We start from the raw sequence: 24,957 nt of genomic DNA on the forward strand, positions 1-24,957 counted from the left end.
GCAGGGGTGTGAGTTTGCCGAGACAAAGGGGCTGTGATCAGGTGTCATTCCTGGTGTCTCGGCGTGTATGGCGTCAGGCGATCTGTTCGATGCGACACTTTTCGCACATCGGCTGGGTCGCCAGATAGTCACTGATTTTCTCTTTCATGACTTCAAATGAAGGCCCATAGAGGTACAGCGCCGTTTCGGTCGGCCCTTGCCAGTAGCTGTAGATTTGCCCGCTACCCTGGATCAGGCGGCTGATGTCCTCATAAAGGACATTCACGTCGTTCTGCGCATAGACCTCGTCAGGCAAATCCGTCCCATTGAGGTAGAGCCCCACCCCCTCTGCATTACCGAACATCGTGGTCTCGCCATCGCGTTTCAGGCTGGAGCCTTTTGGTGCCTGCATCGAGTCGAAGACACCGATCAGCAATTCGATGTTCTGCGCAGTTGGCTTGTGCAAGAGGACTTCAATGTCGCAGTAAGCGACTTCTCCCTCGGGTGTCATGCCTGTTCCGCCCCCGCACACTTCGCCCAGACCGTGGCTGCGGAGCACTTCATCGGCAGGGTCCTCGAACAGCTCACCACGATGTATCGGTTGCAGGCGCGCGTTGAGTTGCACCACGAACACCGCAGGCTCAGGTGGTTTTGCGCCGAAAAGATTTTTCAACATGTCCGGTATCCTCAGTCGTTATCTGGAACAGTCCGTTCAAAAGAAGGCGTCAGGGTGAAGGCGGGTCAAGAGCAGGGCTGACCACCAGGCTGCTATCAGAGAGCGATAACATCCCGGCAAGTTCAATGGCCCCTTTGAGGTCCAACTGACTGGACGCGAATGATTTGAGCAGCAACGGTACAGGCAGCGCCCAATCCCATTTCTCCCGAATCGGGTTTTTGACATCCTTCAACAGCGACACCACGTCGTCCGGATCCAGCCGGGCAATCTCGCCCACGTGAATCGAACCGGTCTGGTGGCGTGAATTCCTCGATTGCCCGCGCGGGCCAGACGCGGGCGCTCGTCAGGGGCCGGAAAGCGAACTGGCATCCGTCCATGAAAACGCAAACCCCAGAAACGACAAAGCCCTGAATAATCAGGGCTTTGCGCTACTCAATATGGCGGAGGCATAGAGATTCGAACTCTAGGACCTGTTACAGTCGGCAGTTTTCAAGACTGCTGCCTTAAACCACTCGGCCATACCTCCACTTTCGTTGCGGGCGCCATAATACCGGAATGAAACACGCTGTCAAACTCTCTGGGTAGCCAGTTGCAGCGCCTCTGTTATGATCTTTGCAACTCAACATTTCAACAGGAAGGAGTTTCGCCATGCGCGAACAGGATTACGCCCTTAAAACCGGCATGCAGGCCGACCAGCTAGAGGTTAGTCGTGTCCTGCGCAACACTTATGGTCTTCTGGCCCTGACCCTCGCATTCAGCGGTGTCATGGCGTTTGTGGCTCAACAGATGCGCGTCGGCTACCCGAATATTTTCGTGGTGCTGATCGGTTTCTACGGTCTGTTCTTCCTGACCAACAAGCTGCGTGATTCGGTATGGGGTCTGGTTTCGACCTTCGCCCTGACCGGTTTCATGGGTTTCCTGCTTGGCCCGATCCTTAACCGTTATCTGGGCATGGCCGGCGGCGCTGAAGTGGTCAGCTCGGCGTTTGCAATGACGGCTCTGGTGTTCGGTGGTCTGTCGGCTTACGTGCTGATCACCCGCAAGGACATGAGTTTCCTGGGTGGCTTCATCACCGCAGGCTTCTTTGTCCTGCTGGCTGCGGTATTGGCAAGCCTGTTCTTCCAGATCAGCGGTTTGCAACTGGCGATCAGCGCAGGTTTCGTCCTGTTCTCGTCGGTCTGCATCCTGTTCCAGACCAGCGCCATCATCCATGGCGGTGAGCGTAACTACATCATGGCGACCGTGAGCCTGTACGTATCGATCTACAACCTGTTCATCAGCCTGTTGCAGATCTTCGGCATCATGAGCCGCGATGACTGATTGCGCACCGCGCTAATGGGCGGTCCGCTTCCATAGCGCGACCGCCAGCGTTCAACGAATGCCCCGACTTGTCGGGGCATTCGCGTTTCTGGCGTTCGGCGCTCATCTGTCTGACCTGATCGGGCGGGCAGTCCACGGGACAGAATGCGTTCGGCTGGAGGGCCGTGCGGGCACAAAAAAAGATGACCGATTAGTCATATTTATCAGGATTGTTACAATCCTTTCAATCGCTTATGGCTTTGCGAGATATCACTAAAATAATTATCAGGGTATTCCTCAATGGATGTAGGCATTTTCTCGATTTGGGCGATTTGACATCAACACGAGGGTCTGGACACCGTATTTTTAAGTGTGTCAGTTTGGTTACGCTTCACCCGCGAGTGACAGGATTCTCTCGCTGCAGAGAGAGGCTGTCGCATCCAATCTGTCCTGCTTGAAAACAAGGAAGTGTCATGTCGAACGACGTAGTAAACGCTGCTACCTCAGCCATTCAACTGGCGGCAACAGCAAGCACAGCCTTCACCCAGATTGATACCTTCGCCCATCAGTACGACCGGGGCGGCAACCTAATCATCAACGGCAAACCCTCCTACTCGGTCGACCAGGCCGCCGATTACATTCTGCGCGACGATGCCGCATGGGTTGATCGGGACAGTAATGGGGTCATCAATCTCACGTACACCTTCCTCACGGCCAGGCCTGCAACCTTTGACAGCGCATTGGGCACCTTCAGTGCCTTCAACACGCAGCAGAAAGCGCAGGCCGTACTGGCAATGCAGTCCTGGGCCGATGTCGCCAAGGTCTCGTTTACCCAAGCGGCTTCCGGCGGCGATGGACACATGACGTTCGGCAACTACAGCGATGGCAGCAGCGGTGGAGCGGCATTTGCCTACCTGCCAAGCGGCAACAGCCGTTACGACGGTCAGTCCTGGTACCTCACCAGCAACGCCTACACGGTCAACAAAACGCCGGACAACGGTAACTATGGCCGTCAGACGCTGACCCACGAAATCGGTCACTCCCTCGGTCTGTCGCATCCTGGCGATTACAACGCGGGTGAAGGCAATCCGACCTATAACGATGTGTCGTACGCCGAAGACACGCGTGGCTATAGCGTGATGAGCTATTGGAGTGAGTCCAATACCGATCAGAGTTTCATCAAGGGCGGAACGCCGGTCTACTCGTCGGCACCGCTGATGGACGACATCGCGGCGATCCAGCAACTCTATGGCGCCAACATGAGCACCCGGGCCGGCGACACGGTGTACGGGTTCAACTCCAATGCCGGACGCGATTTCTACACGGCAACGTCTGCGTCGTCCAAAGTGGTGTTCTCGGTGTGGGATGGTGGCGGCAAGGACACACTGGATTTCTCCGGCTTTACTCAGAATCAGAAAATCAACCTTAACGAAGCGTCGTTTTCCGACGTCGGTGGCATGGTCGGCAACGTATCCATCGCCAAAGGCGTGCTGATCGAGAACGCTATTGGTGGTTCGGGCAACGACCTATTGATGGGTAACGCCGCAGCCAACAACCTCAAGGGCGGTGCTGGCAACGACATCATCTATGGCGCAGGAGGGGCTGATACCCTGACGGGCGGAGCCGGTGCGGATATCTTTGTGTTCGCGGCTGCTTCGGATTCCAGTCGGGCAGCGCAGGACACCATCCTCGACTTCGTCAGCGGTCAGGACAAGATTGATGTCTCGGCTATTTCTTCGTTGACGTCGTTGCAATTCGTCAACAGCTTCAGCGGTCATGCTGGCGAGGCAATCCTGAGCTACAACCAGGCGAGCAATGCCGGTAGTCTTGCGATTGATTTCGCAGGTCTGGGGCAGAGCGACTTCCAGATCACTTTGGTAGGTCAGGCTGTCGTGACGGACATCGTGGTTTAACCTGCATGTTTGTGGAGGGCTCGGTCGAGCTCTCCACAACGCTGGATGTATCCCTCATGAAGATTCATACCTTTTTATACAGGCTGTCGATGATGTTGATCCTGTCGACAGGCATTTGTGGAGTTGCTATCGCCATGAGTCTGAAGCTGCCAAGCCCTGCCGAGTTGAGTGGCACGTGGCGTTTGTTCACCAGCGATCAAAGGCAAGTGGCTTGTGAGTTGTCTCTGAACGCCGACGAGCCAGCGTCGGTTGGCAATCCGGACTGTGCGACACGCTGGCTCAAGGAGACGCCCACCGGCTGGGTGCCGACGCCTGATGGGCTGGCACTGATCGGTAAGGACGGCACTGGCCTCATCCATTTCAATCGTCTGAGCGAGCGGCTGTATCAGGCACGCTTGCCCGGTGGAGAACAGCTCAACCTCGAACGCGTAGCTGAGTGAAGCTCGTCAATCAGCCTGAGCAAAACGCGTCAGGCTGAACGCCGAGAGGTCCACATCGCTATGGCCTGTGATGCATCGTTGCGCCAGCGCCAGCCCCAGGCCCGCCGAATGCTTGAAACCGTGCCCAGAGCAGGCAGACACCACGGTCACGTTCTTCAGATGGGGATGATCATCAATGATGAAGTGGCAGTCCGGCGTCACGGTGTAGGCGCAGACAGACGACTTGAGCACCTCAGGCTTGAGGCCTGCGACCTTGCCCTGTACCTGTGTGCGGAACATGTCCTGCTCTTCCTCGGCGCTGATGGTGCGATTCAGCGCTGCGGGCGATGAGCTGGCTATATATTGCTCGGTGGCGATCTTCATGCTGCCTTCGCCGGGCTGCGGCGGGAAGCCGTAACTGATGTCTACGTCGCCCGGGCCGTGGGTCATGATGAAACTGGGCGACACCGGTGCGAAGACGGCGTTTTCCTGCAGCTCGAACCAGAACAGCTTTTGCCGGCACACCCGAAGCAGATCCGTGAAGGGTGCGCCCAGCAACTCTGACGACCACATGCCTGCGCTGACGATGACCTTGTCGGCGAGGATTGAGCCTTGTTGGGTGGTGATGCGCACTCGCTGGCCTTCTGATTGCAGGCGAGTCACGGTCTCGTTCGTGTGCACGCGAGCGCCCAGTTGGCTGGCCAGTTGCAGTTGTACGGCGATGCAGCGCTCGGGCCGCACGAATCCACCGTCGGGCTCGAAGTAACCGATTGCGGTATCCAGAACCGGACTGAATTGCGGGAAGCGCTCGCGGATGGCGCCTGCCGACAGCACTTCGTGCTCAACGCCGTAGGCTTTGGCCAGCGCTATCGTCTTGTGAGTGAAGTCTTCGGGGTCGTCAGCGGCGTAGGTGGGGCTGGAGGTCATGACCAGCACGCCGCATTGTTCGAACAGAGACACACCAGACAATGCCTCGAGTTCACGCCAGATACGATGCGAATCCCTCACCAGCGGCACATACTGCGGGCCTTCGCCGACGGCCAGACGCGTGATGCGCGTATCGCCGTGACTGGATCCCTGCGTGTGGGGCGGTGCATGGCGGTCAACACCCATCACATCGACGCCGGCTTTTGCCAGCTGATAAAGAGTGGCCGCGCCCATGGCCCCAAGGCCAATGACGGCCACTTCACACCGTTGCTCCATCGACAGATCGCCTTGCAAAATACGCTATTTCACGTGGATGCCTGCCGGGTGGCAATAGCCAGTTTCATCTAAGGATAGCTCCGCTGTGTCGAAAGGCTGATTCCGGGTGCGGATGGCGTGGGCATTGAAGAATTGGGCTTGCGCTTATGGCGGGTTTTGAGGTCGGGATTTGACAAAAAGTTGTCCACGGAAATCGTGGGTATGTCTGTGGGTAACTTTTTGAAACCCTTGTTCTGCGTGGCCTGTGGCGTTGTGGTTATTTTGTGAACAGCCTCTGGGTTGCGCCTCAACGATGCTGTTTCTTCTTTGCAAAATAGCGGGTTTGCACGCGACTGCACGCACAAAACGGAAATTTTTTTCGAGGCAGCATTCATTTCACGACAACCCGTCTTACCCGAATACTTTGCGAGCGCCCACAAAAAAGCGGCGCGCTCTTCACAGGGCGCGCCGCTTTGCGTTCAACCGGGTTCAGCGGTCAGACGATCGGTTGCTCACTCCATTCGCCATTGACCAGGCGACGCAGGCCCAGCGGATTGGCGTTTTGCAGGGCAGGCGGCAACAGGCTGTCAGCCTGGTTCTGATAGCAGACCGGGCGCAGGAAGCGGTCGATGGCCAGCGTGCCTACTGAAGTGCCCCGCGCATCCGATGTAGCCGGGTAGGGGCCGCCATGAACCATGGCTTCGCACACTTCAACGCCGGTCGGGTAGCCGTTGACCAGAATGCGACCGACTTTCTCTTCCAGCAGCGGTTGCAGCCAGCTGTATTGAGTCAGGTCGGCAGGTTCACCAATCAGGGTTGCCGTGAGTTGACCACGCAGCGCCAGCAGCGCTTCTTTTAGTTGCGCGTCGTCCGCGACTTCGATCACCAGCGTGGTCGGGCCGAAGACTTCTTCCTGCAACAGCTGGTCGCCGTTGAGCAACAGGCTGACGTCCGCCTTGAACAGCTGCGCCTGAGCCTGTTTGCCTTTCTGCGGTTTGCCGGCCAGATGAGTGACACCCGGATGCGACAGCAGGTGCTCGACGCCTTTGCTGTAGCTGCGCAGACCACCGGCATTGAGCATGGTCTGTGGTGCCTGGCTGCCCATCTGCTCGGTCAGTTGTTCGAGGAAGGACGAGAACGCCGGGGAGCGCAGGCCGATCACCACGCCAGGGTTGGTACAGAACTGACCTGCGCCCATCACGACCGAGGCCGCGAGTTCCTTGGCGACGGTTTCGCCACGTGCTGTCAAAGCGCCCGGCAGAAGCACAACCGGGTTGATGCTCGACATTTCGGCAAAGACCGGGATCGGCTGCGCGCGCTCTGCAGCCATTTTGCACAGGGCGTTGCCGCCGTTCAGCGAGCCGGTGAAGCCGACGGCCTGAATGGCAGGGTGCTTGACCAGGCCTTCGCCTACGCCGTTGCCGAAGATCATGTTGAACACGCCTTTTGGCATCTGGGTGCGTTCAGCGGCACGAATGATTGCGCTGGCGACCAGATCGGCCGTGGCCATGTGACCGCTGTGGGCCTTGAACACCACCGGGCAACCGGCGGCCAGCGCTGCGGCGGTATCGCCACCGGCTGTGGAGAAGGCCAGCGGGAAGTTACTGGCACCGAACACGGCTACCGGGCCGACGCCGATGCGGTATTGGCGCAGGTCAACGCGCGGCAGTGGCTTGCGGTCCGGCAGGGCCTGGTCGATGCGTGCACCGACGAAGTCGCCACGGCGCAGCACTTTGGCGAACAGGCGCATCTGGCCACTGGTACGGCCGCGCTCACCTTGAATGCGCATTTGCGGCAGAGCGGTTTCCCGGCAGACGACTGCGACGAAGTCGTCACCCAACTGATCCAGTTCGTCGGCAATGGCGTCGAGAAACTCGGCGCGGCGGGCCGGGCTCAGTTGACGGTATTCAGGGAAAGCGTTTTTGGCAGCCAGTGCCGCGGCATCGATTTCGCCGTCGGTGGCTTGATGAAAGCTGTACGGCAGTTCCTCGCCCGTCGTGGCATCCAGGCTTTTTTGCAGGCTTTGGCCCAGTGCGCTGCGGCCGCCAGCGATGAAGTTCTGGCCGAGAATGTTAGGCATCGGTATCTCCTGTTGTTTTGAAGGTGGAGGCGGGCACCGTTTGCGTGGGCCTTGCGCTCCTTATGGGTTGCCGAGTTGCTTTACGGTATTCGGGGTTTGCTGGCGGTGCTGAAGCAGGCCAGCCATCCAGCTTCTGGAAAGTCGGCAGTCATCGTACAACTTGAATCGCTGCCGATGCAACTGCCGGGCAGCGTTTGCCCGGCTACGTGGCTCGCCTGCCGTGCTGCTGCTCTTTATAGACCTTCAGCACGCTTGAGCCAGAATAATGGGCCGTGGTTATGACCCTTTCAGGTGCTCCAATGCGTCAAGCACCTGACGAAGTGCCTTGCTGACCGGTTTGTCCTGCCGCAGAACGATGCCCAGTGTGCGGCTCAAGCCCGGCGTCAGTGCGTGCACCTGCAAGCCGCGTCGGTGATGGACCGCCGCGACCGACATCCGCGGCACGATGCTGTAGCCCAGCCCGGCCGCAACCATCTCCTTGATGGCTTCGATGCTGCCCAGCTCCATGACCGGCTTGACGCGAATTCCGGCCTTCAGATACCACTCGTTGATCAGCAGGCGCGTGCTGCTCCCGGCTTCGAAGACCACCAACGGTAATTCGCTCAACTGTGCGGGCGTTATCTCGCGGGGCATGGGCTGGTAGCTGTCGGCGAAAATCGCTACGAATTCGTCGTCGAGCAAAGGCGTGACGCAGAGGCTGCGACCTGAGGCAGGCAGCGTCACCAATGCCAGATCCAGCCGGTTTTCTTCAACGGCCTTGAGAATGCCGTCGGTGTTGCCGGTGCTGACCCGTACGTCCAGCTGTGCGAAGCGTCGACGTAACGTCTGCAATACCGGCGGCAGCAAATGAATGCAGGCCGTGGCGCCCGTACCGATGGCGACTTGCCCGGCAATGCCTTCGGCATGACTGGATAACTCAAGCAACGCCTCTTCGACCACGGCATCAATGCGCGAAATGTGCCCCAGCAACGCTTCGCCAGCCGAGGTGGGTTTGAGGCGTTTGCCCACGCGCTCGATCAGACGCAAGTTGAGGTGATCCTCCAGTTGCCGGATTTGCAGGCTCACGGCGGGCTGGGTCAGGTGCAAGCGTTCGGCTGCGGCCGAAAAGCTGCCATGGGCGATGACCAGCGAAAAGGTGTGCAAGTGGTTGAGGTTCAGTCGGCGCATGGCAAAGTATTTCTTATGCTAAGGATGATTAATCATAGCTTTTTTAATAATGGCGCTGGACGCATCATTGCAGTCATTCACAAACACCCGCCAAGAGCTTTTCCATGACGACCTTTATCCTGCGCGACGCCTGCGATGACGATATGCCCGCCATTCAGGTGATCTATGCCCAGCATGTGCTGCATGGCATTTCCAGCTTCGAGCTTGAACCGCCCAGCGTTGAAGAGTTGCTGCGACGTCGCTCGCTGGTCCTTGAGAACGGCCTGCCTTACCGAGTCGCCGAGCGCGCGGGCGAGCTGGTCGGGTACGGCTACGTCACGCCTTACCGGCCTCGTCCGGGTTATCGCTTCACCGTGGAAGACTCTGTGTATGTTCGCGATGGAATGGGCGGCCTGGGTATCGGTCGGGCGCTGCTGGGCGATCTGGTCCGGTACTGTGAGCAGGGCGGCTGGAGGCAGATGATTGCAGTGATCGGCAGCAGCGAAAATGCCGCTTCGATTCGCCTGCATGAAAGCCTTGGGTTTCACCGGGCTGGCGTGTTCGAGTCGGTCGGGTTCAAGCACGGTCGTTGGGTGGATACTGTGCTGATGCAGCGGGCGTTGGGTGATGGTGCGTCGACGGCACCTGCCGAACGCACAGTCTGACCGACCATGAGCAGCCCGATTTTGCCCCGGCTCGTCGCTTTCAGGCTGGGCTGCGCACAGCTGATCCTCTGGGGCACCACATTTTACCTGCCGGGCGCATTTGGTAATGCCATCGCCCAGGATATGGGTTGGAGCGGGCAGCAGGTGTTTTCCGGGCTGTCGGTGGCGCTGTTGGTCATGGGGATTGTGTCTCCCGTCGTTTCATGGCTGATCCAGCGCCTGGGCGCCCGTCAGGTGTTGCAGTTGGGCAGCCTGCTCGCCGCCTTGGGGTGCTGCGTGCTGGCCGTATGCGAACGCCCGTCGATCTGGCTTCTTGGCTGGGCGGTGTTGGGCGTCGGCATGCGCCTGTCGCTTTACGACGCGCTGTTTGCTGCGCTCGCAGGCTTGATCGGCGCACGCTCCCGACCGCTGATGGTCCAGATCACCCTGTTGGGCGGTTTGGCCTCGGCCGTGTTCTGGCCATTGGGGCATGCCTTGCTGGATGCGCTGGGCTGGCGCAGCGCGGTGGCGCTGTATGCCTGTTTCGCGCTGCTGGGCGGTCTGCTGATGAGTGGCTTGCCCGATGCGCCCGTCTCTGTTCTGAAAAACGACCATGAAGTGCCCGGACCTGATGGGACGACAGGCTGGTTGCGCCCGTTGGGTTACGCCTTGGGCATGACACTGATCGGTTTCATGTCGGCCGGGTTGTCAGCCCATTTGCCCGCATTGCTCACAGGTCTTGGCGTGCCTGTGGGCTGGGTCGCGTTATGGGGAGTCGGGCAGACCTGTGCTCGGCTGATGAGCCGGCTCATGGGGCAAGGACTGCCGGCGTTGCGGTTGAACGTCTGGGTAGGGGCCGGGTTGGTGCTGTGTTTCGTCATGGCGCTATACAGTCATGCAATGGCTGTACTGGCTTGCCTGTTTATCTTCTTTTATGGCGCCATGAATGGGTTGGGCACGCTGCTGCGTGCCAGTCTGCCGTTCGAGCTGTTCGCGCATCATCACTATGCGCGGTTGCAGGGGCGTCTGTTGGCACCAGGCTTCGTGCTTTCGGCGGCTGCGCCCTGGTTTTATGCCTGGGTACAACAGGTGGCGGGTGACTGCGGATTGTTGTGGTTATCCCTCGGGATCAGTTGCGTCGCGCTGTTGCTGGCGCTGATTCTGCAACGTCACTGCTGCGTCAGGCGCGCGGTGCCGATTTGACCTCGTACGCACACTTGTCAATGCCGTTGCCAGGTTCAGCCTGAGTGGGTAGGGTACGCGGCTGTTGAAGAAGGAACCTCATATGACACAGCAACCCCCTGGGGAAACGGGCGCGGTTGTCACCCGGCAACGGCGTGCGCCAAAAGGTGAAAAACGTCGCGAAGAACTGCTCGATGCGGCCTTGCAGGTGTTTTCGCTGGAAGGTTATACCGGCGCTTCGGTCGCAAAAGTGGCAGCCATCGTCGGGATCTCCGTCGCAGGGCTGTTGCACCACTTTCCCAGCAAAATCTCTCTGCTGATGGGCGTGCTCCAGCGCCGCGACGAGGTCAATGGACGAATCGCAGCCGAAGTGCGTACCGAAGAAAACACGTTGACCGGCCTGCTTGGTGGTTTGCAGGCGATCAATCGCTCGAATGCGACTGCGCCCGGCGTCGTGCGCGCCTTCTCGATCCTGAATACCGAAAGCCTGCTCGACAACCAGCCTGCCTACGAATGGTTTCAAACGCGTTACGAGCGCATACACGCGCACCTGCTGAAGCAGTTTTCGGAATTGGTAGAGCGTGGCGAGGTGAGGGCGGATGTGGACCTGGATGTGTTGATCCAGCAGATCCTGTCGATGATGGACGGTTTGCAGATCCAGTGGTTGCGCTTTCCCGAGCGGGTGGATCTGGTCAAGAGTTTCGATGCCTACATTGCGCAGGTCGATGCAGCAGTAAGGGCTCGTCCTTGAGCCTGGTTCTGTCCGTGGTTCAGTCAGTCACTGCGTGAGCGCTTACTCGCTGGTTTGATCGAACACGCCGCCGGTCTTGACCGGTGGCTTCTCGACGTTCACCGAGTTCAGCGCTGAACGTGGCAGCGGGTTACTGGTGGTCGTCGACAGTTCCTGGCGGAACGAGTTGGTCAGTTTGGCGTTAAGGCGAATGTCCTGCGACGAACCACCCAGCGACAGGTTGAAGGTGTCGGCGTCGACTACCCACTGATTGGTCTTGGTGTCGAAGTAGGCCAGCGAGCGATCGTTGAGCTCGATGGTCACGCGCTTGCTTTCACCCGGCTTGAGGAACACCTTTTTGTAGCCTTTGAGTTCCTTGATCGGGCGCTCGACTTTCGGGTTCTGCTGACCGACGTACAGCTGTGCCACTTCCGAGCCGCCCACCTTGCCGGTGTTGGTCAGGTCAAACGAGACCTTGATCGGCGTGTTGCCCACCGCAACGCCCGGCGTCACGCTGATATTGCTGTAACCGAAGGTGGTGTACGACAGGCCATAGCCGAACGGATACAGCGGCTTGATGCCTTTCTTCTCGTAGCCGCGATAACCCAGCATCAGGTCATCCTTGTAGCTCATTTCGGCCAGCGAGTTCTGGTTGTCGAATTTCGGGAAGGTCGCGTAGATCGGGTTGTCTTCGATGTTGCGTTCGATACTGATCGGCAGCTTGCCCGACGGGTTGACCTTGCCGAACAGAATCTCGGCCAGGGCCTGACCACCGTTCTGCCCAGGATAGAAGGCATGCAGCGCTGCCGGAACCTGATCGATCCAGTCGCTCATTTTCAGACCTGTGCCACCGAACATGGTGACGACGGTGTTCGGGTTGACCTTGGCGATGCTCTGGATCAACTGGTTCTGGTATTCAGGCAGATCGAAGCTGTGGTCGAAACCTTCACCTTCGTATTCGTTGCTGTTACCTACTGCCACCACGACCGCGTCGTAGGCCGACAGATCCTGTGGCGCGTTCAGCGACGCCCAGCTCATCTGTACGCCCACCAAACCGCCCATGGTCGACAGGTAGCCGGCACGGCGCGAGTATTCCAGCTTCACGTCATAAGACTGGCCTGCTTCGAGGCTGATCTTGGCGAACTCAGGAATGGTGGGCGGAATGCTGTTGCCCGGCAGTGGCTTGCCTTCACCGTTGTCGATGATCTTCTTGCCATTAACCCACAGACGCACTGCGCCGTCGGCACGAACCTTGAACACCTGCTCGCCGCTTTCGGTCGGGGTGATCTTGCCGGTGTAACGAATCGAGGTCGAAGAGGTGTCGCCGTTGAGCGAACCTGCGGTCGAGCCTTTGCTGGTGTATGGGTCGGAGCCTGAGGTGTTGCTTTCGAACGGCAGGTCCTTGTCGTTGGCCCAGTCCAGGTCGACGTGTTTTTCAGTACGGGTCACAGCCGCGTCGCCAGACCAGTCGGCGTTGCTGAAGTACTCGACTTTCATGCCCTGCGTGTCTTTACCCGTCTGGTCAGTGCTGCTCCAGGCCGTGGTGCTCGGGTCCAGCGACAGGCCATCGATGAACTCGACCTTGGTGTTGGGCGCCATCTGCTGCAGGCCGCTCAACTCGCTGATGTAATGGCTGGCCATGACATTGGCGCTGCCGAAGCCGGTAGGTGGCGCGTATTTGGCCAGGTTGCCGACCACCGCGATGCGCTTGGCTTTTTGCTTGTCCAGCGGCAGCAGGTTGTTTTGGTTCTTGAGCAGCACGATGCCTTCGCGGGCAGCGTTCAGTGCGACCTTGTTGCTGGTTGCGCTGTTCATGTTGTGCACGGTCGACGGGGTTTTACTGTCGAACTTGTACAGATAGATCTGCTTGAGGATGCGACGAACCTTGTCGTCGATGGTCGCAGCGCTGAGCTCGCCGCTGTCCAGGTAAGGCTTGAGCACCTTACTGTTCATCTGGTAGCCCATCATGTCCAGGTCGGTGCCAGCCTGAGCAGCGTTCAAGCCATGTACCACGGCGTTGTAGTCGCTCTGCACGAAGCCCTTGTAGCCCCATTCCTTCTTCAGGATCTGGCGAATCAAGTGGTCACTTTCGCAAGCGAAGTCGCCGTTTACCTTCTGGAACGCACACATCATCATCGCGACGTTGCCGTTCTTCGATGCGGACTCGAAGGCAGGCAGCGACATCTCACGCAGTACGCGTTCGCTCATGATCTGGTCGAGGTTGAAACGGTTGCTTTCCTGGTCGTTGGCCGCGTAGTGCTTGGCGTTGGCCCACACACCGCGAGACTGGATACCATTGATCACGCCCGGTGCCAGGCTGGCGCCGAGAAACGGGTCTTCACCGGAGAGGTATTCGAACGCACGGCCGCCATAAGGCATGCGGTACAGATTGACGCCTGGACCTGTGACGAACTGGTAGCCGCCGATGGCAGTGTCATAACCCAACGCTCGGCCCAGATCGATTGCGCGACGTGGGTTCCAGGTGGCTGCCAGGTTAGGGCCGGACGGATAGACCACGCCCTGTGCGTTGCCTTCGCTGGTGTAACGCACACCCACGCCACCGTCAGCGCCGTGGATCTGCGGAACGCCGTAGTTGGAAAGGGGTTTCACATCCCAGCCACCGGTACCGCCGATGTAGGTCAGCTTCTCTTCCTGGGTCATCTTGTCCAGGGTTTTTTGTGCGGCTTTCTCAGCACGGTCTTCGCGTGCCTGCAGCGTGGAAGCATCAGCGGCATGGACCTGCGACACGGCCAGTGCCAGCAAGGCCAGTGCGGAATGTGCACCCATCATCTTTCGTTTGTTCATACGGCTCTCCAACGACTTTCTAATTAAAAAAACTGCCGACACACAGGCACTCGATTGAGCGCGTGTCTGTTTTGTTTTATTCAGGCAACAGCTATCCGCTATCGCGTCTTATCCCGGTGTTACGGGATGCGATTCAGGGATGTTTAAATAAGTTTCTACTGTTTTTTATTGTGGTTTTTATTACGAAGAGTGACATCAATGAGCTACTAGTTGATGGCACTTTGAATTCGCAAAGCGTTACAATTAAGTCGAAAATCGAGCGTGATTGTCAAATAAAAGCGTATTTTTCTTGATTTCGGTGTTTTTTCTTTACAATTTAGGAACTCTTCTTAAACCTACTGGTCGATGGGTTTAAGATTTTTCAGGTGCGCACGTTGGCCTCGGATTTTCGAGGTGGTGGCAGTTGTTGGTTTTTCACTCGTGACCCCTATGGCCCTCTTTGTTGTGGGCTTATTATTTTATTCAGTGGAGTATTAGTTATGAAGTTGTCCAGTATGGCAGCAGGCGTTATTGCGGGTCTGGCACTAAGCAGTGCTGTTTTTGCTGCCGAATCGACTGACGCCGATGCGACTTCCGGGACCAGTGATTCGACCGTCATGACCCAGACCACAGACGCCAAGGCAGCGCAGCAGCAGAAAACCGAAACCACAAAAGGTGGTCGCCCGCAGAACACTTCTCCTCAGAAGTAGTCAAACCTGCCGTTTGATGCCTCTGACCACGGCGCTCCCTGCTCTTTTTTAGGCAGGCGAGGGCCGTGAATCTGTCCCTTCGATGCAGTAGATGTCCTCGCCCATGTCTTCATTTCCCGTTGATGCCTCCCAAATACTGATTCCCGATGCAGGTCAGGTGTGCGCCTGGCTGACGGAAAATGCGGGTCTCAAACTGCAGGATCTGGAGCGTGCACAACGCTTGCAGCAAGAGTCTGAAGGCACTGAACTGCTGGGTCTGCTGACGCGTCTGGGACTGGTATCCGAATTCGAGCTGGCGCGGGCCTGGGCCGCGCTGCTGCAAGCCCCTTTATTGATGGCCGACGCGCTGCCGCCGCTCCTGGATCCGCTGCCCCCCTTGACCGAACGCTTCATGCGTCACTATCAGGTGGTGCCAGTCAGTTGGAGTGAAGAGGGTGTGCAGGTGCTGAGCGCCAACCCTTCTGTGCTTTACCCGTTTCAGGCCATCGCATACGCCTGCGAAGTGCCTGTGCAGGTGGCGATCGGCCCTCGCAACGAAGTGGAAACGCTGATCGAGCGCTATTACGGTCAGGGGCGTTCGGCCATGGGCACGTTGATCGAAAACCTTGACGACGAAGGCGGCTCGCTCGAAGACATCGAGCACCTCAAGGACCTGGCGTCCGAGGCCCCGGTGATTCGTCTGGTCAACCTGATTCTGCAGCGCGCCGTCGAGCAGCGCGCATCCGACATTCATATCGAGCCGTTCGAAAGCCAGCTCAAGGTTCGTTACCGCATCGACGGGGTGCTGCACGAGGCCGAAGCGCCGCCGTCCAGTTCTTCGGCGGCGGTGATTTCCCGCGTGAAGATCATGGCCCGGCTGGACATCGCCGAGCGCCGCCTGCCACAGGACGGGCGGATCATGCTGCGAATCCAGGGCAAGGAACTGGACCTGCGGGTTTCTACCGTGCCGACCAGTTTTGGCGAGTCAGTGGTGATGCGTCTGCTGGACCGTCAGACCATTGATTTCGACTTTCCAAGCCTTGGGTTCGACGGCGAACGTCTGGATGATTTTCTCGACGTGCTCGAACGGCCGCACGGCATTCTGCTGGTCACCGGCCCTACCGGTTCCGGCAAGACCACCACGCTTTATACCGCACTGTCTCGGCTCAATACCGCCGAACGCAAGATCATCACCGTTGAAGACCCGGTGGAGTATCAGCTCGAAGGCATCAACCAGATTCAGGTCAAGCCTTCCATCGGCCTGGACTTCGCAGGTGCCTTGCGCTCCATCGTGCGCCAGGACCCGGACGTGATCATGATCGGTGAGATGCGCGACCTTGAAACCTGCCGCATCGCCATTCAGTCCTCGCTGACCGGTCACCTGGTACTGTCCACGCTGCACACCAACAGTGCCGCCGCGAGTATTACCCGTCTGCTGGACATGGGCGTGGAAAGCTACCTGATTGCCTCGACCGTCAACGGCATCCTGGCTCAGCGTCTGGTACGCCGTCTGGACCCCGAGACCCGCGAGGCCTTCGATGCGCCACCTGAGTTGATCGCTGAGCACGGCCTTGATCGGTTCACGGATGAGCGCCCGATCCGCCTCTATCGGCCGCGTGCGGATGCACCGGGCGCAGGTTATCGCGGGCGCAGTGCAATCACCGAATTGCTGGTCATGAATGAAGAGCTGCGCAGCCTGCTCATGCGTCATGCCGATGCGTCCACGCTGGAAGAGGCGGCCCGTCGCGGCGGCTTGCGAACCCTGCATGAAGAGGGGTTGCGTCAGGCAGTGGCCGGCGTCACGTCGCTTGAAGAAGTGCTGCGCGTTACCCGGGGCGAAGGCACGTGAGCCTGTTCAAGTACCGCGCGCTCGACGCCCAGGGCGTTCAGCAGAACGGCACGCTGGAAGCTCGCGATCAGGACGCTGCCGTGGCGGCACTGCACAAGCGCGGCCTGATGGTCTTGCAGATCGACAGCGCCAGTCTGGGCGGGCTGCGACGGGCACTGGGCAGTGGTTTGCTCAACGGCGCAGCGCTGGTCAGTTTCACCCAGCAACTGGCGACTTTGCTGGGAGCAGGGCAACCGTTGGAACGATCTCTTGGAATTCTGCTCAAACAGCCTGGACAACCGCAGACCAAGGCGCTGATCGAGCGCATTCGCGAGCAGGTCAAGGCCGGTAAGCCGCTGTCGGTGGCGCTGGAAGAAGAGGGCAGCCAGTTTTCGCCGCTGTACATCAGCATGGTGCGTGCGGGAGAAGCCGGTGGCGCACTGGAAAGTACCTTGCGCCAGTTGAGCGATTACCTGGAGCGCAGCCAGTTGCTGCGCGGCGAGGTGATCAATGCGTTGATTTATCCTGCGTTTCTGGTGGTCGGCGTACTGGGCTCGCTGGCCCTGCTGCTGGCCTACGTAGTGCCGCAGTTCGTACCGATCTTCAAGGACCTCGGGGTGCCAATCCCGTTGATCACCGAGGTGATTCTGGACCTCGGACAATTTCTCGGTGATTACGGCCTGGCCGTATTCGCTGGCCTGATCGTAATGATCTGGGGGCTGGTCATTGCCATGCGCGATCCACAGCGGCGCGAACGCCATGATCGGCGCGTGCTGGGTATTCGGGTCATCGGCCCGTTGCTGCAGCGCATCGAGGCGGCGCGTCTGACCCGCACGCTGGGCACGCTCTTGAGCAATGGCGTTGCCTTGTTGCAGGCACTGGTGATTGCCCGGCAGGTCTGTACCAACCGTGCGCTGCAAGCGCAGGTGGCGCAGGCCGCCGAGTCGGTCAAAGGCGGAGGCACATTGGCCAGTGCCTTTGGCGCGCAGCCGCTGCTACCGGATCTGGCCCTGCAAATGATCGAGGTCGGTGAACAGGCCGGCGAACTGGACAGCATGCTGCTCAAGGTGGCCGATGTCTTTGACGTCGAGGCCAAGCGCGGCATTGACCGCATGCTGGCAGCACTGGTCCCGGCACTGACTGTTGTGATGGCAGGCATGGTCGCGGTGATCATGCTGGCGATCATGCTTCCGCTGATGAGCCTGACCAGCAACATCTGAATCCATGAACGAGGACACCATCCCGATGAGTTTTAGCCGTACACGCTTCACCCTCGCGCGCCGACAAAGCGGCTTTACCTTGCTGGAAATGCTCGCGGTCATCGTGCTGCTGGGCATCGTGGCGACCATCGTTGTGCGCCAGGTGGGCGGCAACGTCGACAAGGGCAAATACGGTGCGGGCAAGGCGCAATTGGCGAGCCTGGGCATGAAGATTGAAAGCTATGCGCTGGATGTCGGCTCGCCGCCCAAGACGCTGCAGCAATTAACCGACAAGCCTGGCAACGCCGCTGGCTGGAATGGCCCGTACGCCAAGCCTTCGGACCTCAAGGATCCGTTCGGCCATGCATTCGGCTATCGCTTCCCGGGCCAGCATGGCAGCTTCGACCTGATTTTCTACGGTCAGGATGGCCAGCCAGGTGGCGAAGGTTACAGCGCTGATCTGGGCAACTGGGAGTAATCCTCGAATGAAAGCGCCTGTTGCAAGCCGTGGTTTTACCCTGATGGAAATGCTGGTGGTGCTGGTGTTGATGAGCATCGCTGTCGGTCTGGTGGGGTTTGGTCTGCAACAGGGGTTGAGCGCTGCCAAGGAGCGTCGCGCGGTGGGTGACATGGTCGAAGCCCTGCGCGCGACGCGGGTGCGCGCCATCGTGACCGGTCAGCCGGCACGGACCGAATTCGACTTGCGTCATCTGAGTTTCAAGGCGCCCGGCAAACGTAAGCAGCATTGGCCAGATAGCCTGCAGGTCACGATGCAGACCGCCTCGGATCTGGGGTCGGCAGTGGAGTTCTATCCCGACGGTGGTTCCAGCGGTGGCAACGTGCTGGTGGCCGATGGCGACAGACGCTGGCGGATCGACATTGGCTGGCTGACGGGCAGCGTCCAGGTCCGGTCGTTGTAATGAAACCCTCACAGTCGGGATTCACGCTGTTGGAGATGCTCGCCGCGCTGACGGTCATGGCCGTGTGCAGTGGCGTCTTGCTGGTCGCGTTCGGGCAGAGCGCGCGTTCGCTGCAACAGGTCTCGCGCAGCGACCGATTGAGCCTGGCGGCCCGCACCGTGTTCGATCAGGAAAGCAGCGGCGTGCTTGAAAGCGGTTCGCGACAAGGGCGGGTGGCCGGTATCGACTGGAATCTAGAGATCCGGCAGGTGTCGGGCAGCAACGATCAGAGCAGGCTGTTTCGCCTTGACCTGACACTGGAAGAACACCAGCGCCGCGCGCAGTTCAGTACCTTGCGGCTGCGCGGTGCGGTGACCGGTGCCGGGTCTTGATGGGCCGACAGCGCGGCTTCACCCTGCTCGAAGTCTTGCTGGTGATCACCCTTTTGGGCGTGCTGCTGGTGCTGGTTGCCGGTGCCTTGCTGGGTGCCAATCGGGCCGTGCTCAAGGCTGAGCGCTACACCGTGAGTCTGGATGAAACGCGTGCCGCACAGGCGTTCTTGCGTTCATCCATCAGTCAGGCGTTGCCGTTGGACACGTCCTCCGAGGATGACGCCAACAGCGGTTTTTTCGAAGGCTCTGCACAGCGTCTGCGCTTTGTTGCGACGTTGCCGGGGGAGTTGGGGGGTGGGATTCATGTGCATACCCTGGGACTGAGCGGTCCCGAGGGCAAGCGCGACTTGCAGGTTGAGTTCGCGCGGATAAAAACCTCGGCAAACGGCATTGCACTTGAACCGTGGGGCGACCCTCAGGTGTTGCTGCATAACGTTGAAACACTGACTTTCAGCTATCGCGGACTGAACCCCAAAGGCAAGCCGACCGGGTGGATGGCGCAGTGGCCCTGGCCGACGCGTCTGCCTGGCGCTGTGCGGATCGATGCACAGGTCAAGGGATCGATCCCTTGGGTCAGTGAAGTGGTGGCTCTGCGGCTGGATCTTTCCGGCGGGGCGGGCGGCCAATGAGTTGTGTTCACACGCGTCAGCAGGGCGTGGCGCTGTTGGTGGTGCTCTGGGTTCTGGCCCTGCTGAGCCTGCTGCTTGGCGGACTGGCCGGCTGGGTGCAACTGGAGAGTCGTCAGGCGCTCTGGCTGCGCCAGCACACCCAGGCACTGCTGGCCGCTGAAGGTGGCCTGAACATAGCGGTACAGGGTTTGCTTGATCCTGCGCAGCGCAAGCGCTGGGTAGCCGATGGGCGAGCGATTGGTCTGCGTTTCGATGACACGCAACTGCTGGTCAGCGTGCGCAGCGAGCGGGGCAAGCTGGACCTCAACAGTGCGCCGGCCACTGATGTTGCCCGTTTGTTGCAGGCTTGCGGCGCGGGCAAAGGACAGGCCAGTGGCATCGCGCAGGCGCTGGAAGCGCAGCGCGATAACGGTCAGTCACCGTTGCGGGTTGTTGAAGAGGTGCGTCAGCTGCCTGGCATGACCCAGGCGTTGTACGCCCGGCTGTTGCCGGAAGTGACTTTATGGAGCGGGCTGGACCGGCCCGATCCTGCGTTTGCATCGGCGCTGTTGCGTCGGGCGCTGAATTTGCCGAACCAGAGCGCGGTGGGGGCCGATGCCGGTGAGGTGCTGGCCATCGACAGCCGCGCAGAACGACCGGGCGGCGTTGTCGCCCTGTTACAGACCATTGTTTTATTGAGCCCATCGGAGGGAGGCGCACAGCCCTATCGGGTATTGCGTTGGCAAGAATGAATGCATCCGTTTCAGCACGTCTGGCACCGCTGATCGCGTTACGCGACCGGGTCGTCCAGCAATGGCGTGGCAGTCTGGGGCAACAGGCCTGGCAATGGTGGAGCGCAGAGTTGCGCGCCTGCCTGCCACCGCGTGTCCGCCAGTGGCTGGTGCGCGAGACGGTCGAGCAGATTCATGCCTGGCCGCTGGTCGAACCGATTGCCGCAACCGGTGCCGACGCGCAAAAGATCCTGCTGCTGCCACCGTCTCTGGTGTTGGTGCAGACGTTGCAGTTGCCGGTAGCGGCAGCGCGCAGTCTGTCGACGGTGATCGGTTACGAGCTGGACCGCTTCACGCCATTCGATGCCGGGCAACTGTATTTCGTGGCTCGCCGGGAGAGTCGCAACGCCAGCTTCATTGACGTCACGCTGGTTGCAGTGTTGCGCAAACGGCTGGACGCCATTCTGGAAGAATGTGCCGCTCTGGGCTTGCGCCCCGATGCTGTCGATGTCGGCACACCCGGGCAGCGCATGGGGATCGATCTGCTGCCCGCGCCGTTGCGCCCACAGCAGTCGCGTTCAGGTCATCGCCTGCAACGCTGGCTGCTGTGGATTTCCTTCGGCTTGCTGCTGGGTACCATGCTGCTGTGGCTCAACGACCGTCAACGATTGCTCGATGAGATGCAGGCCGAGGTCAAGGCACAGCGAGCGCAGGTCAGCGAGGTTCAGCACTTGCGCCAGCAATTGACCAACACACTCGGCGCGGCCAATTACCTGCTACGCCGCAAGGCCGCGCAGCCGCCGTTGTCGGCGCTGCTCAGCGAGCTGACCGCGTGCCTGCCTTCCGACACCTGGATCGAACACCTGGAAATCAACGACAGCGCCGAAGTCGCATTCGCCGGACAAAGTGCCAAGGCCAGTGCGCTGATTGCCCGCGTCAAGGACTGCCACAGTCTGGACAACGCTCAGTTTCAAGGCGTGATCCAGCCCGACAGCAAGACCGGCAAGGATCAGTATTCGTTGCGCGCGCACTTGCATCAAAGCCAGCCGCAGGACCCATCAGAACCGCAGGAGAACGCCGATGCGTCGTCCACTGACTAGCCGTGAACGGCGAGGGGCGGCGCTGGTGATTCTGGCGCTCGTACTCTATCTGGCTTACTGGCTGCTGATCGACAGCTGGTTTGCCGGTCCCTTGCGTGACATCAGCGAACAGACTGAACAGTTGCGCGAGCAGCAGCAGCGTTACGCCGGTCTTTTGAAGCAGGGCGACGCCTTGCGTGAGCAACTGGAGCAGGCGCGCCGCGATCCGGCCAGCAGCACCAGTCTGTTGCCGGGCAACGACCCGAGCGCAGTGGCTGCCGACCTGATGCAGCGTGTCGCTGACCTGATTACCAGTCAGGCCAGCACCGGCGGCGGCTGCGCACTGACCCAGCGCATGCCCATCACGCCCGAGCAGGACAGCGCCGAGCCGTATCGGCAGGTCAAGGTCAGCCTGACCCTCAACTGCGCCATTGAGCCGCTGACGGCGATCCTGCATGCACTGGAGTATCAGCGCCCGTTCCTGTTCGTCGACGAAATGAGCCTGCGCCGTGACACCAACGCCCCGGCCAATGGTGGTGCTGGCAAGCTGGTTGTGCACCTGCTGGTGCGCGGCTACCTGCAACCGGCCTCTGCCGGGGAGGGCGAACAATGATTCGTTCATTGCGTGCGCTGGAGTGGACGTTGCTGGGCGTCGCCGCCGTGCTGGCCGCGCTGGCGAGCCTGATCCTCAGTGGCGCTGCGCATTCGCCGCACTGGCTACCCGAGCAGGCACCACGCGACCCTGTTGATCGTGCCGCGCAGACTCACAGTGCGCCCACGGCGACACTGGACAGTCTGGCCAACACCTGGAAAACACCCCTGTTCAGCCCTGACCGCAGTCCTGATGTCGCGGTGCGCAAGAACGAAGTTCAAGCCACCAGTCTGGCGGGCCTCACTCTGACAGGCGTCATTCTCGACGGCACGTTGCGTGTCGCGCTGATCAAGCAGGCCAGTGGCCCGGCGCTGAAAGTGAGGCAGGGTGACCGGCTGGCCAATGGCTGGACCCTGGACCAGCTCGACCCGATGCAGGCCACCTTCAGTCTCGATGGCCGCAAGGAGACCCTGCGCCTTCCCGCGCCGCGTCTGCCGCCGCCGTCGACGACACCCCCGATTTCCCTTACCAACGATTCGACCCTGTGATGGGTACCTTTTCTGGAGTTTCCGCCATCGCTACCTTGCGCACCCCCTTGCTTTGTCTTGCCACCGCTGTTGCCCTTGGCGGCTGCGCGTCCCGACAGGACACCCTCGACCCCGACAATGGCATGCTGCAGGAAGCGCTCCAGGGAACCGGTTCACAACGCCCACCCGTGGATCCGCGCAGCGAGCAACTGCCGGTTCAGGCCCAGCCTCAGTCGTCGGCCACCTCGCCGCAACGACAGATCATTCAAGGCAACCAGCGTTTCATCCGCCCGCCCGCAGCCACGCCCGCAGCGAAGGCCGGGGAGACGGGCGATATTGTGTTCAATTTCACCAACCAGCCAATTCAGGCGGTGATCAACAGCATCATGGGTGACCTGCTGCACGAGAACTACAGCATCGCCCAGGGCGTGAAGGGCGACGTGAGTTTCTCGACCTCCAAACCGGTCAACAAACAGCAGGCGCTGTCGATTCTGGAAACCCTGCTGTCCTGGACCGACAACGCCATGATCAAGCAGGGCAACCGTTATGTGATTCTGCCGTCCAACCAGGCAGTCGCGGGCAAGCTGGTCCCGGAAATGCGCGTGGCGCAGCCTTCGGCGGGCATGTCGGCGCGGCTGTTCCCGTTGCGCTACATCTCGGCCAACGAAATGCAGAAGCTGCTCAAGCCTTTTGCCCGGGAAAATGCCTTCCTGCTGGTCGATCCGGCGCGCAACGTCCTCAGCATGGCTGGCACACCCGATGAGCTGGCCAACTATCAGGACACCATCGACACTTTCGACGTGGACTGGCTCAAAGGCATGTCGGTCGGTGTGTTCGGTCTCCAGCGCGCCTCGGTCGGCGAACTGATGCCCGAGCTGCAGAAAATGTTCGGCCCTGACAGCGGCATGCCGTTGGCGGGCATGGTGCGTTTTCTGCCTATCGAGCGTACCAACTCGGTGGTGGCGATTTCCTCGCAGCCCGAGTACCTGCGCGAGGTCGGGGAGTGGATTCACACCATTGACGAAGGCGGCGGCAACGAACCGCAGATGTACGTCTACGACGTGCGCAACATGAAAGCCACCGATCTGGCCAAGTACCTGCGACAGATCTACGGTACCGGCGCGATCAAGGACGATTCCCCGGCCAAGGTCGCGCCCGGGCTGCGTACCACAACCATGTCCTCGCTCAATGGCTCTGGCGGCACCGGTATGGGTAGCTCCTCAAGCCTGGGCGGCGGCATGAGCGGCGGGGGTATGGGTAACGGCATGAACGGCAGCAGTGGCTTTGGCAACAACCAGGGCATGAACGGTCAAGGCGACAGCGAGTCGGAGGATGAGCAGGGCGGCGGTGAAGCCGATGTCGCCAGTGACGAAGGGGGCGGCGCAAGTGGCAACAATAAGTCCCTGGATGCCAGCACCCGCATTACAGCGCAGAAGAGCAGCAACCAGTTGCTGGTCCGTACACGTCCTGCGCAATGGAAGGAAATCGAGTCAGCGATCAAGCGTCTCGACAACCCGCCGCTGCAAGTGCAGATCGAAACACGCATTCTTGAAGTCAAGCTGACCGGCGATCTGGACATGGGCGTGCAGTGGTACCTGGGGCGTCTGGCTGGCAATGCCAACTCGACAGGCACTGTCACCAACACGGCAGGCAGCCAGGGTGCGCTCGGCGCAGGCGGTGCAGCGCTGGCGGGTACGGATTCGTTGTTTTATTCGTTTGTCAGCAATAACCTGCAGGTCGCCTTGCGGGCGCTGGAAACCAACGGCCGCACCCAGGTGCTGTCGGCACCGTCGCTGGTGGTCATGAATAACCAGCAGGCGCAGATTCAGGTCGGCGACAACATTCCCATCAGCCAGACCACCGTCAACACCAACACCTCTGACACCACCCTGAGCAGTGTCGAATACCTGCAAACCGGTGTGATTCTGGACGTAGTGCCGCGCATCAATCCGGGCGGTCTGGTGTACATGGATATCCAGCAGCAGGTCAGCGATGCCGACAGCAGCGGCACAACGGATGTGAACGGCAACCCCCGGATTTCCACGCGCTCGGTGGCAACGCAGGTGGCGGCGCAGAGCGGTCAGACAGTGCTGCTGGGCGGCCTGATCAAACAGGACAACGCCGAGTCGGTCAGCGCCGTGCCTTATCTGGGACGTATTCCGGGTCTCAAATGGCTGTTTGGCAGGACCAGCAGGTCCAAGGATCGCACCGAACTGATCGTGCTCATCACCCCGCGTGTGATCACCAGCAGCAGCCAGGCGCGTCAGGTCACCGATGACTATCGCCAGCAGATGCAGTTGCTCAAGCCTGAGGTCGCTCGCAAAGTCGGGCAGAACTGAGGGTGTGTTAGCTTGCGCTCCGACGTCCACCGACAACGCT

At 60.0% G+C, this 24,957-nt stretch carries 23 protein-coding genes, 1 tRNA gene and 1 pseudogene; 18 read left to right on the forward strand and 7 right to left on the reverse strand.

What is annotated here, in order from left to right; all coding sequences use genetic code 11:
• Positions 1 to 73: 73 nt before the first annotated feature.
• The 3 genes and pseudogenes from H8S56_RS17415 to H8S56_RS17425 all read right to left on the reverse strand — a co-directional run bounded on the left by H8S56_RS17415 (position 74) and on the right by H8S56_RS17425 (position 1,181).
• A complete protein-coding gene (locus tag H8S56_RS17415) occupies positions 74 to 655 on the reverse strand; it encodes a hypothetical protein (protein WP_187519310.1) in 582 nt (193 codons plus the stop codon).
• 49 nt (positions 656 to 704) lie between these two features.
• A pseudogene (locus H8S56_RS17420) lies at positions 705 to 932 on the reverse strand (hypothetical protein); the annotation flags it as partial.
• Between the two features lie 161 nt (positions 933 to 1,093).
• A tRNA-Ser gene (locus H8S56_RS17425) sits at positions 1,094 to 1,181 on the reverse strand.
• A 122-nt stretch (positions 1,182 to 1,303) separates the two neighbouring features.
• Here H8S56_RS17425 and H8S56_RS17430 point away from each other — a divergent pair.
• The 3 genes from H8S56_RS17430 (at position 1,304) to H8S56_RS17440 (ending at position 4,307) form a co-directional block, all read left to right on the forward strand.
• On the forward strand, positions 1,304 to 1,975 hold the full coding sequence (locus tag H8S56_RS17430) for a Bax inhibitor-1/YccA family protein (protein ID WP_083181329.1): 672 nt from the start codon (positions 1,304 to 1,306) through the stop codon (positions 1,973 to 1,975).
• 452 nt (positions 1,976 to 2,427) lie between these two features.
• Positions 2,428 to 3,867, forward strand: a complete 1,440-nt coding sequence (locus H8S56_RS17435) for a serralysin family metalloprotease (RefSeq protein ID WP_187519311.1) — start codon at positions 2,428 to 2,430, stop codon at positions 3,865 to 3,867.
• A gap of 56 nt (positions 3,868 to 3,923) precedes the next feature.
• Entirely contained in the window at positions 3,924 to 4,307 is a 384-nt protein-coding gene (locus H8S56_RS17440; protein WP_187519312.1) for an AprI/Inh family metalloprotease inhibitor, read from the forward strand.
• A 6-nt stretch (positions 4,308 to 4,313) separates the two neighbouring features.
• On the opposite strand, the gene solA is transcribed toward H8S56_RS17440, so the two are convergent.
• The 3 genes from solA to H8S56_RS17455 form a co-directional block, all read right to left on the reverse strand.
• Positions 4,314 to 5,489 carry an N-methyl-L-tryptophan oxidase gene (gene solA, locus H8S56_RS17445; protein ID WP_187519313.1) on the reverse strand — a complete coding sequence of 392 codons (1,176 nt, stop codon included), beginning with the start codon at positions 5,487 to 5,489 and terminating at the stop codon, positions 4,314 to 4,316.
• A 475-nt stretch (positions 5,490 to 5,964) separates the two neighbouring features.
• On the reverse strand, positions 5,965 to 7,548 hold the full coding sequence (locus H8S56_RS17450; protein WP_187519314.1) for an aldehyde dehydrogenase (NADP(+)): 1,584 nt from the start codon (positions 7,546 to 7,548) through the stop codon (positions 5,965 to 5,967).
• 276 nt (positions 7,549 to 7,824) lie between these two features.
• On the reverse strand, positions 7,825 to 8,715 hold the full coding sequence (locus H8S56_RS17455) for a LysR family transcriptional regulator (RefSeq protein WP_187519315.1): 891 nt from the start codon (positions 8,713 to 8,715) through the stop codon (positions 7,825 to 7,827).
• A gap of 104 nt (positions 8,716 to 8,819) precedes the next feature.
• Here H8S56_RS17455 and H8S56_RS17460 point away from each other — a divergent pair, with 104 nt between their 5' ends.
• The 3 genes from H8S56_RS17460 to H8S56_RS17470 all read left to right on the forward strand — a co-directional run bounded on the left by H8S56_RS17460 (position 8,820) and on the right by H8S56_RS17470 (position 11,271).
• The gene (locus H8S56_RS17460; protein WP_187519316.1) at positions 8,820 to 9,359 is read left to right on the forward strand and encodes a GNAT family N-acetyltransferase; all 540 of its coding nucleotides are present in this window, start codon (positions 8,820 to 8,822) and stop codon (positions 9,357 to 9,359) included.
• Positions 9,360 to 9,365: 6 nt separating this feature from the next.
• The gene (locus H8S56_RS17465) at positions 9,366 to 10,541 is read left to right on the forward strand and encodes an MFS transporter (protein ID WP_187519317.1); all 1,176 of its coding nucleotides are present in this window, start codon (positions 9,366 to 9,368) and stop codon (positions 10,539 to 10,541) included.
• A gap of 82 nt (positions 10,542 to 10,623) precedes the next feature.
• Positions 10,624 to 11,271 (forward strand): TetR/AcrR family transcriptional regulator, encoded by a 648-nt coding sequence (locus H8S56_RS17470; RefSeq protein WP_024694527.1) that lies wholly within the window; start codon positions 10,624 to 10,626, stop codon positions 11,269 to 11,271.
• A 42-nt stretch (positions 11,272 to 11,313) separates the two neighbouring features.
• Here H8S56_RS17470 and H8S56_RS17475 read toward each other — a convergent pair whose 3' ends face one another.
• The gene (locus H8S56_RS17475) at positions 11,314 to 14,055 is read right to left on the reverse strand and encodes a beta-glucosidase (protein WP_024685565.1); all 2,742 of its coding nucleotides are present in this window, start codon (positions 14,053 to 14,055) and stop codon (positions 11,314 to 11,316) included.
• 479 nt (positions 14,056 to 14,534) lie between these two features.
• On the opposite strand from H8S56_RS17475, the gene H8S56_RS17480 reads away from it, so the two are divergent.
• The 12 genes from H8S56_RS17480 to gspD all read left to right on the forward strand — a co-directional run bounded on the left by H8S56_RS17480 (position 14,535) and on the right by gspD (position 24,917).
• The gene (locus H8S56_RS17480; RefSeq protein ID WP_032610375.1) at positions 14,535 to 14,744 is read left to right on the forward strand and encodes a hypothetical protein; all 210 of its coding nucleotides are present in this window, start codon (positions 14,535 to 14,537) and stop codon (positions 14,742 to 14,744) included.
• Positions 14,745 to 14,847: 103 nt separating this feature from the next.
• Positions 14,848 to 16,572, forward strand: coding sequence for a type II secretion system ATPase GspE (gene gspE, locus H8S56_RS17485; protein WP_024685566.1), 1,725 nt, complete (start codon positions 14,848 to 14,850; stop codon positions 16,570 to 16,572).
• The gene (gene gspF / locus H8S56_RS17490; protein ID WP_187519318.1) at positions 16,569 to 17,771 is read left to right on the forward strand and encodes a type II secretion system inner membrane protein GspF; all 1,203 of its coding nucleotides are present in this window, start codon (positions 16,569 to 16,571) and stop codon (positions 17,769 to 17,771) included. Before gspE ends, gspF begins: the two co-directional genes overlap by 4 nt.
• 25 nt (positions 17,772 to 17,796) lie before the next feature.
• Entirely contained in the window at positions 17,797 to 18,228 is a 432-nt protein-coding gene (gspG, locus tag H8S56_RS17495; protein ID WP_073163253.1) for a type II secretion system major pseudopilin GspG, read from the forward strand.
• A gap of 7 nt (positions 18,229 to 18,235) precedes the next feature.
• On the forward strand, positions 18,236 to 18,670 hold the full coding sequence (locus H8S56_RS17500) for a prepilin-type N-terminal cleavage/methylation domain-containing protein (RefSeq protein WP_187519319.1): 435 nt from the start codon (positions 18,236 to 18,238) through the stop codon (positions 18,668 to 18,670).
• Entirely contained in the window at positions 18,670 to 19,041 is a 372-nt protein-coding gene (locus H8S56_RS17505; protein WP_024685570.1) for a type II secretion system protein, read from the forward strand. Before H8S56_RS17500 ends, H8S56_RS17505 begins: the two co-directional genes overlap by 1 nt.
• The gene (locus H8S56_RS17510; protein ID WP_032610376.1) at positions 19,041 to 19,670 is read left to right on the forward strand and encodes a prepilin-type N-terminal cleavage/methylation domain-containing protein; all 630 of its coding nucleotides are present in this window, start codon (positions 19,041 to 19,043) and stop codon (positions 19,668 to 19,670) included. The genes H8S56_RS17505 and H8S56_RS17510 overlap by 1 nt, the downstream gene beginning before the upstream one ends.
• Complete coding sequence (locus H8S56_RS17515) at positions 19,667 to 20,401, forward strand: type II secretion system protein GspK (RefSeq protein WP_024685572.1); 735 nt, start codon at positions 19,667 to 19,669, stop codon at positions 20,399 to 20,401. Before H8S56_RS17510 ends, H8S56_RS17515 begins: the two co-directional genes overlap by 4 nt.
• The gene (locus tag H8S56_RS17520) at positions 20,398 to 21,480 is read left to right on the forward strand and encodes a type II secretion system protein GspL (RefSeq protein ID WP_024685573.1); all 1,083 of its coding nucleotides are present in this window, start codon (positions 20,398 to 20,400) and stop codon (positions 21,478 to 21,480) included. The genes H8S56_RS17515 and H8S56_RS17520 overlap by 4 nt, the downstream gene beginning before the upstream one ends.
• Positions 21,461 to 22,072, forward strand: coding sequence for a type II secretion system protein GspM (gene gspM, locus H8S56_RS17525; RefSeq protein WP_187519320.1), 612 nt, complete (start codon positions 21,461 to 21,463; stop codon positions 22,070 to 22,072). Before H8S56_RS17520 ends, gspM begins: the two co-directional genes overlap by 20 nt.
• Positions 22,069 to 22,599 (forward strand): type II secretion system protein N, encoded by a 531-nt coding sequence (locus H8S56_RS17530; RefSeq protein ID WP_187519321.1) that lies wholly within the window; start codon positions 22,069 to 22,071, stop codon positions 22,597 to 22,599. The genes gspM and H8S56_RS17530 overlap by 4 nt, the downstream gene beginning before the upstream one ends.
• The gene (gene gspD, locus H8S56_RS17535) at positions 22,599 to 24,917 is read left to right on the forward strand and encodes a type II secretion system secretin GspD (protein WP_187519322.1); all 2,319 of its coding nucleotides are present in this window, start codon (positions 22,599 to 22,601) and stop codon (positions 24,915 to 24,917) included. Before H8S56_RS17530 ends, gspD begins: the two co-directional genes overlap by 1 nt.
• Positions 24,918 to 24,957 lie beyond the last annotated feature (40 nt).

Source organism: Pseudomonas triticifolii, from assembly GCF_014358015.1.
In the GTDB taxonomy this organism is placed as follows: Bacteria; Pseudomonadota; Gammaproteobacteria; order Pseudomonadales; family Pseudomonadaceae; genus Aquipseudomonas; species Aquipseudomonas triticifolii.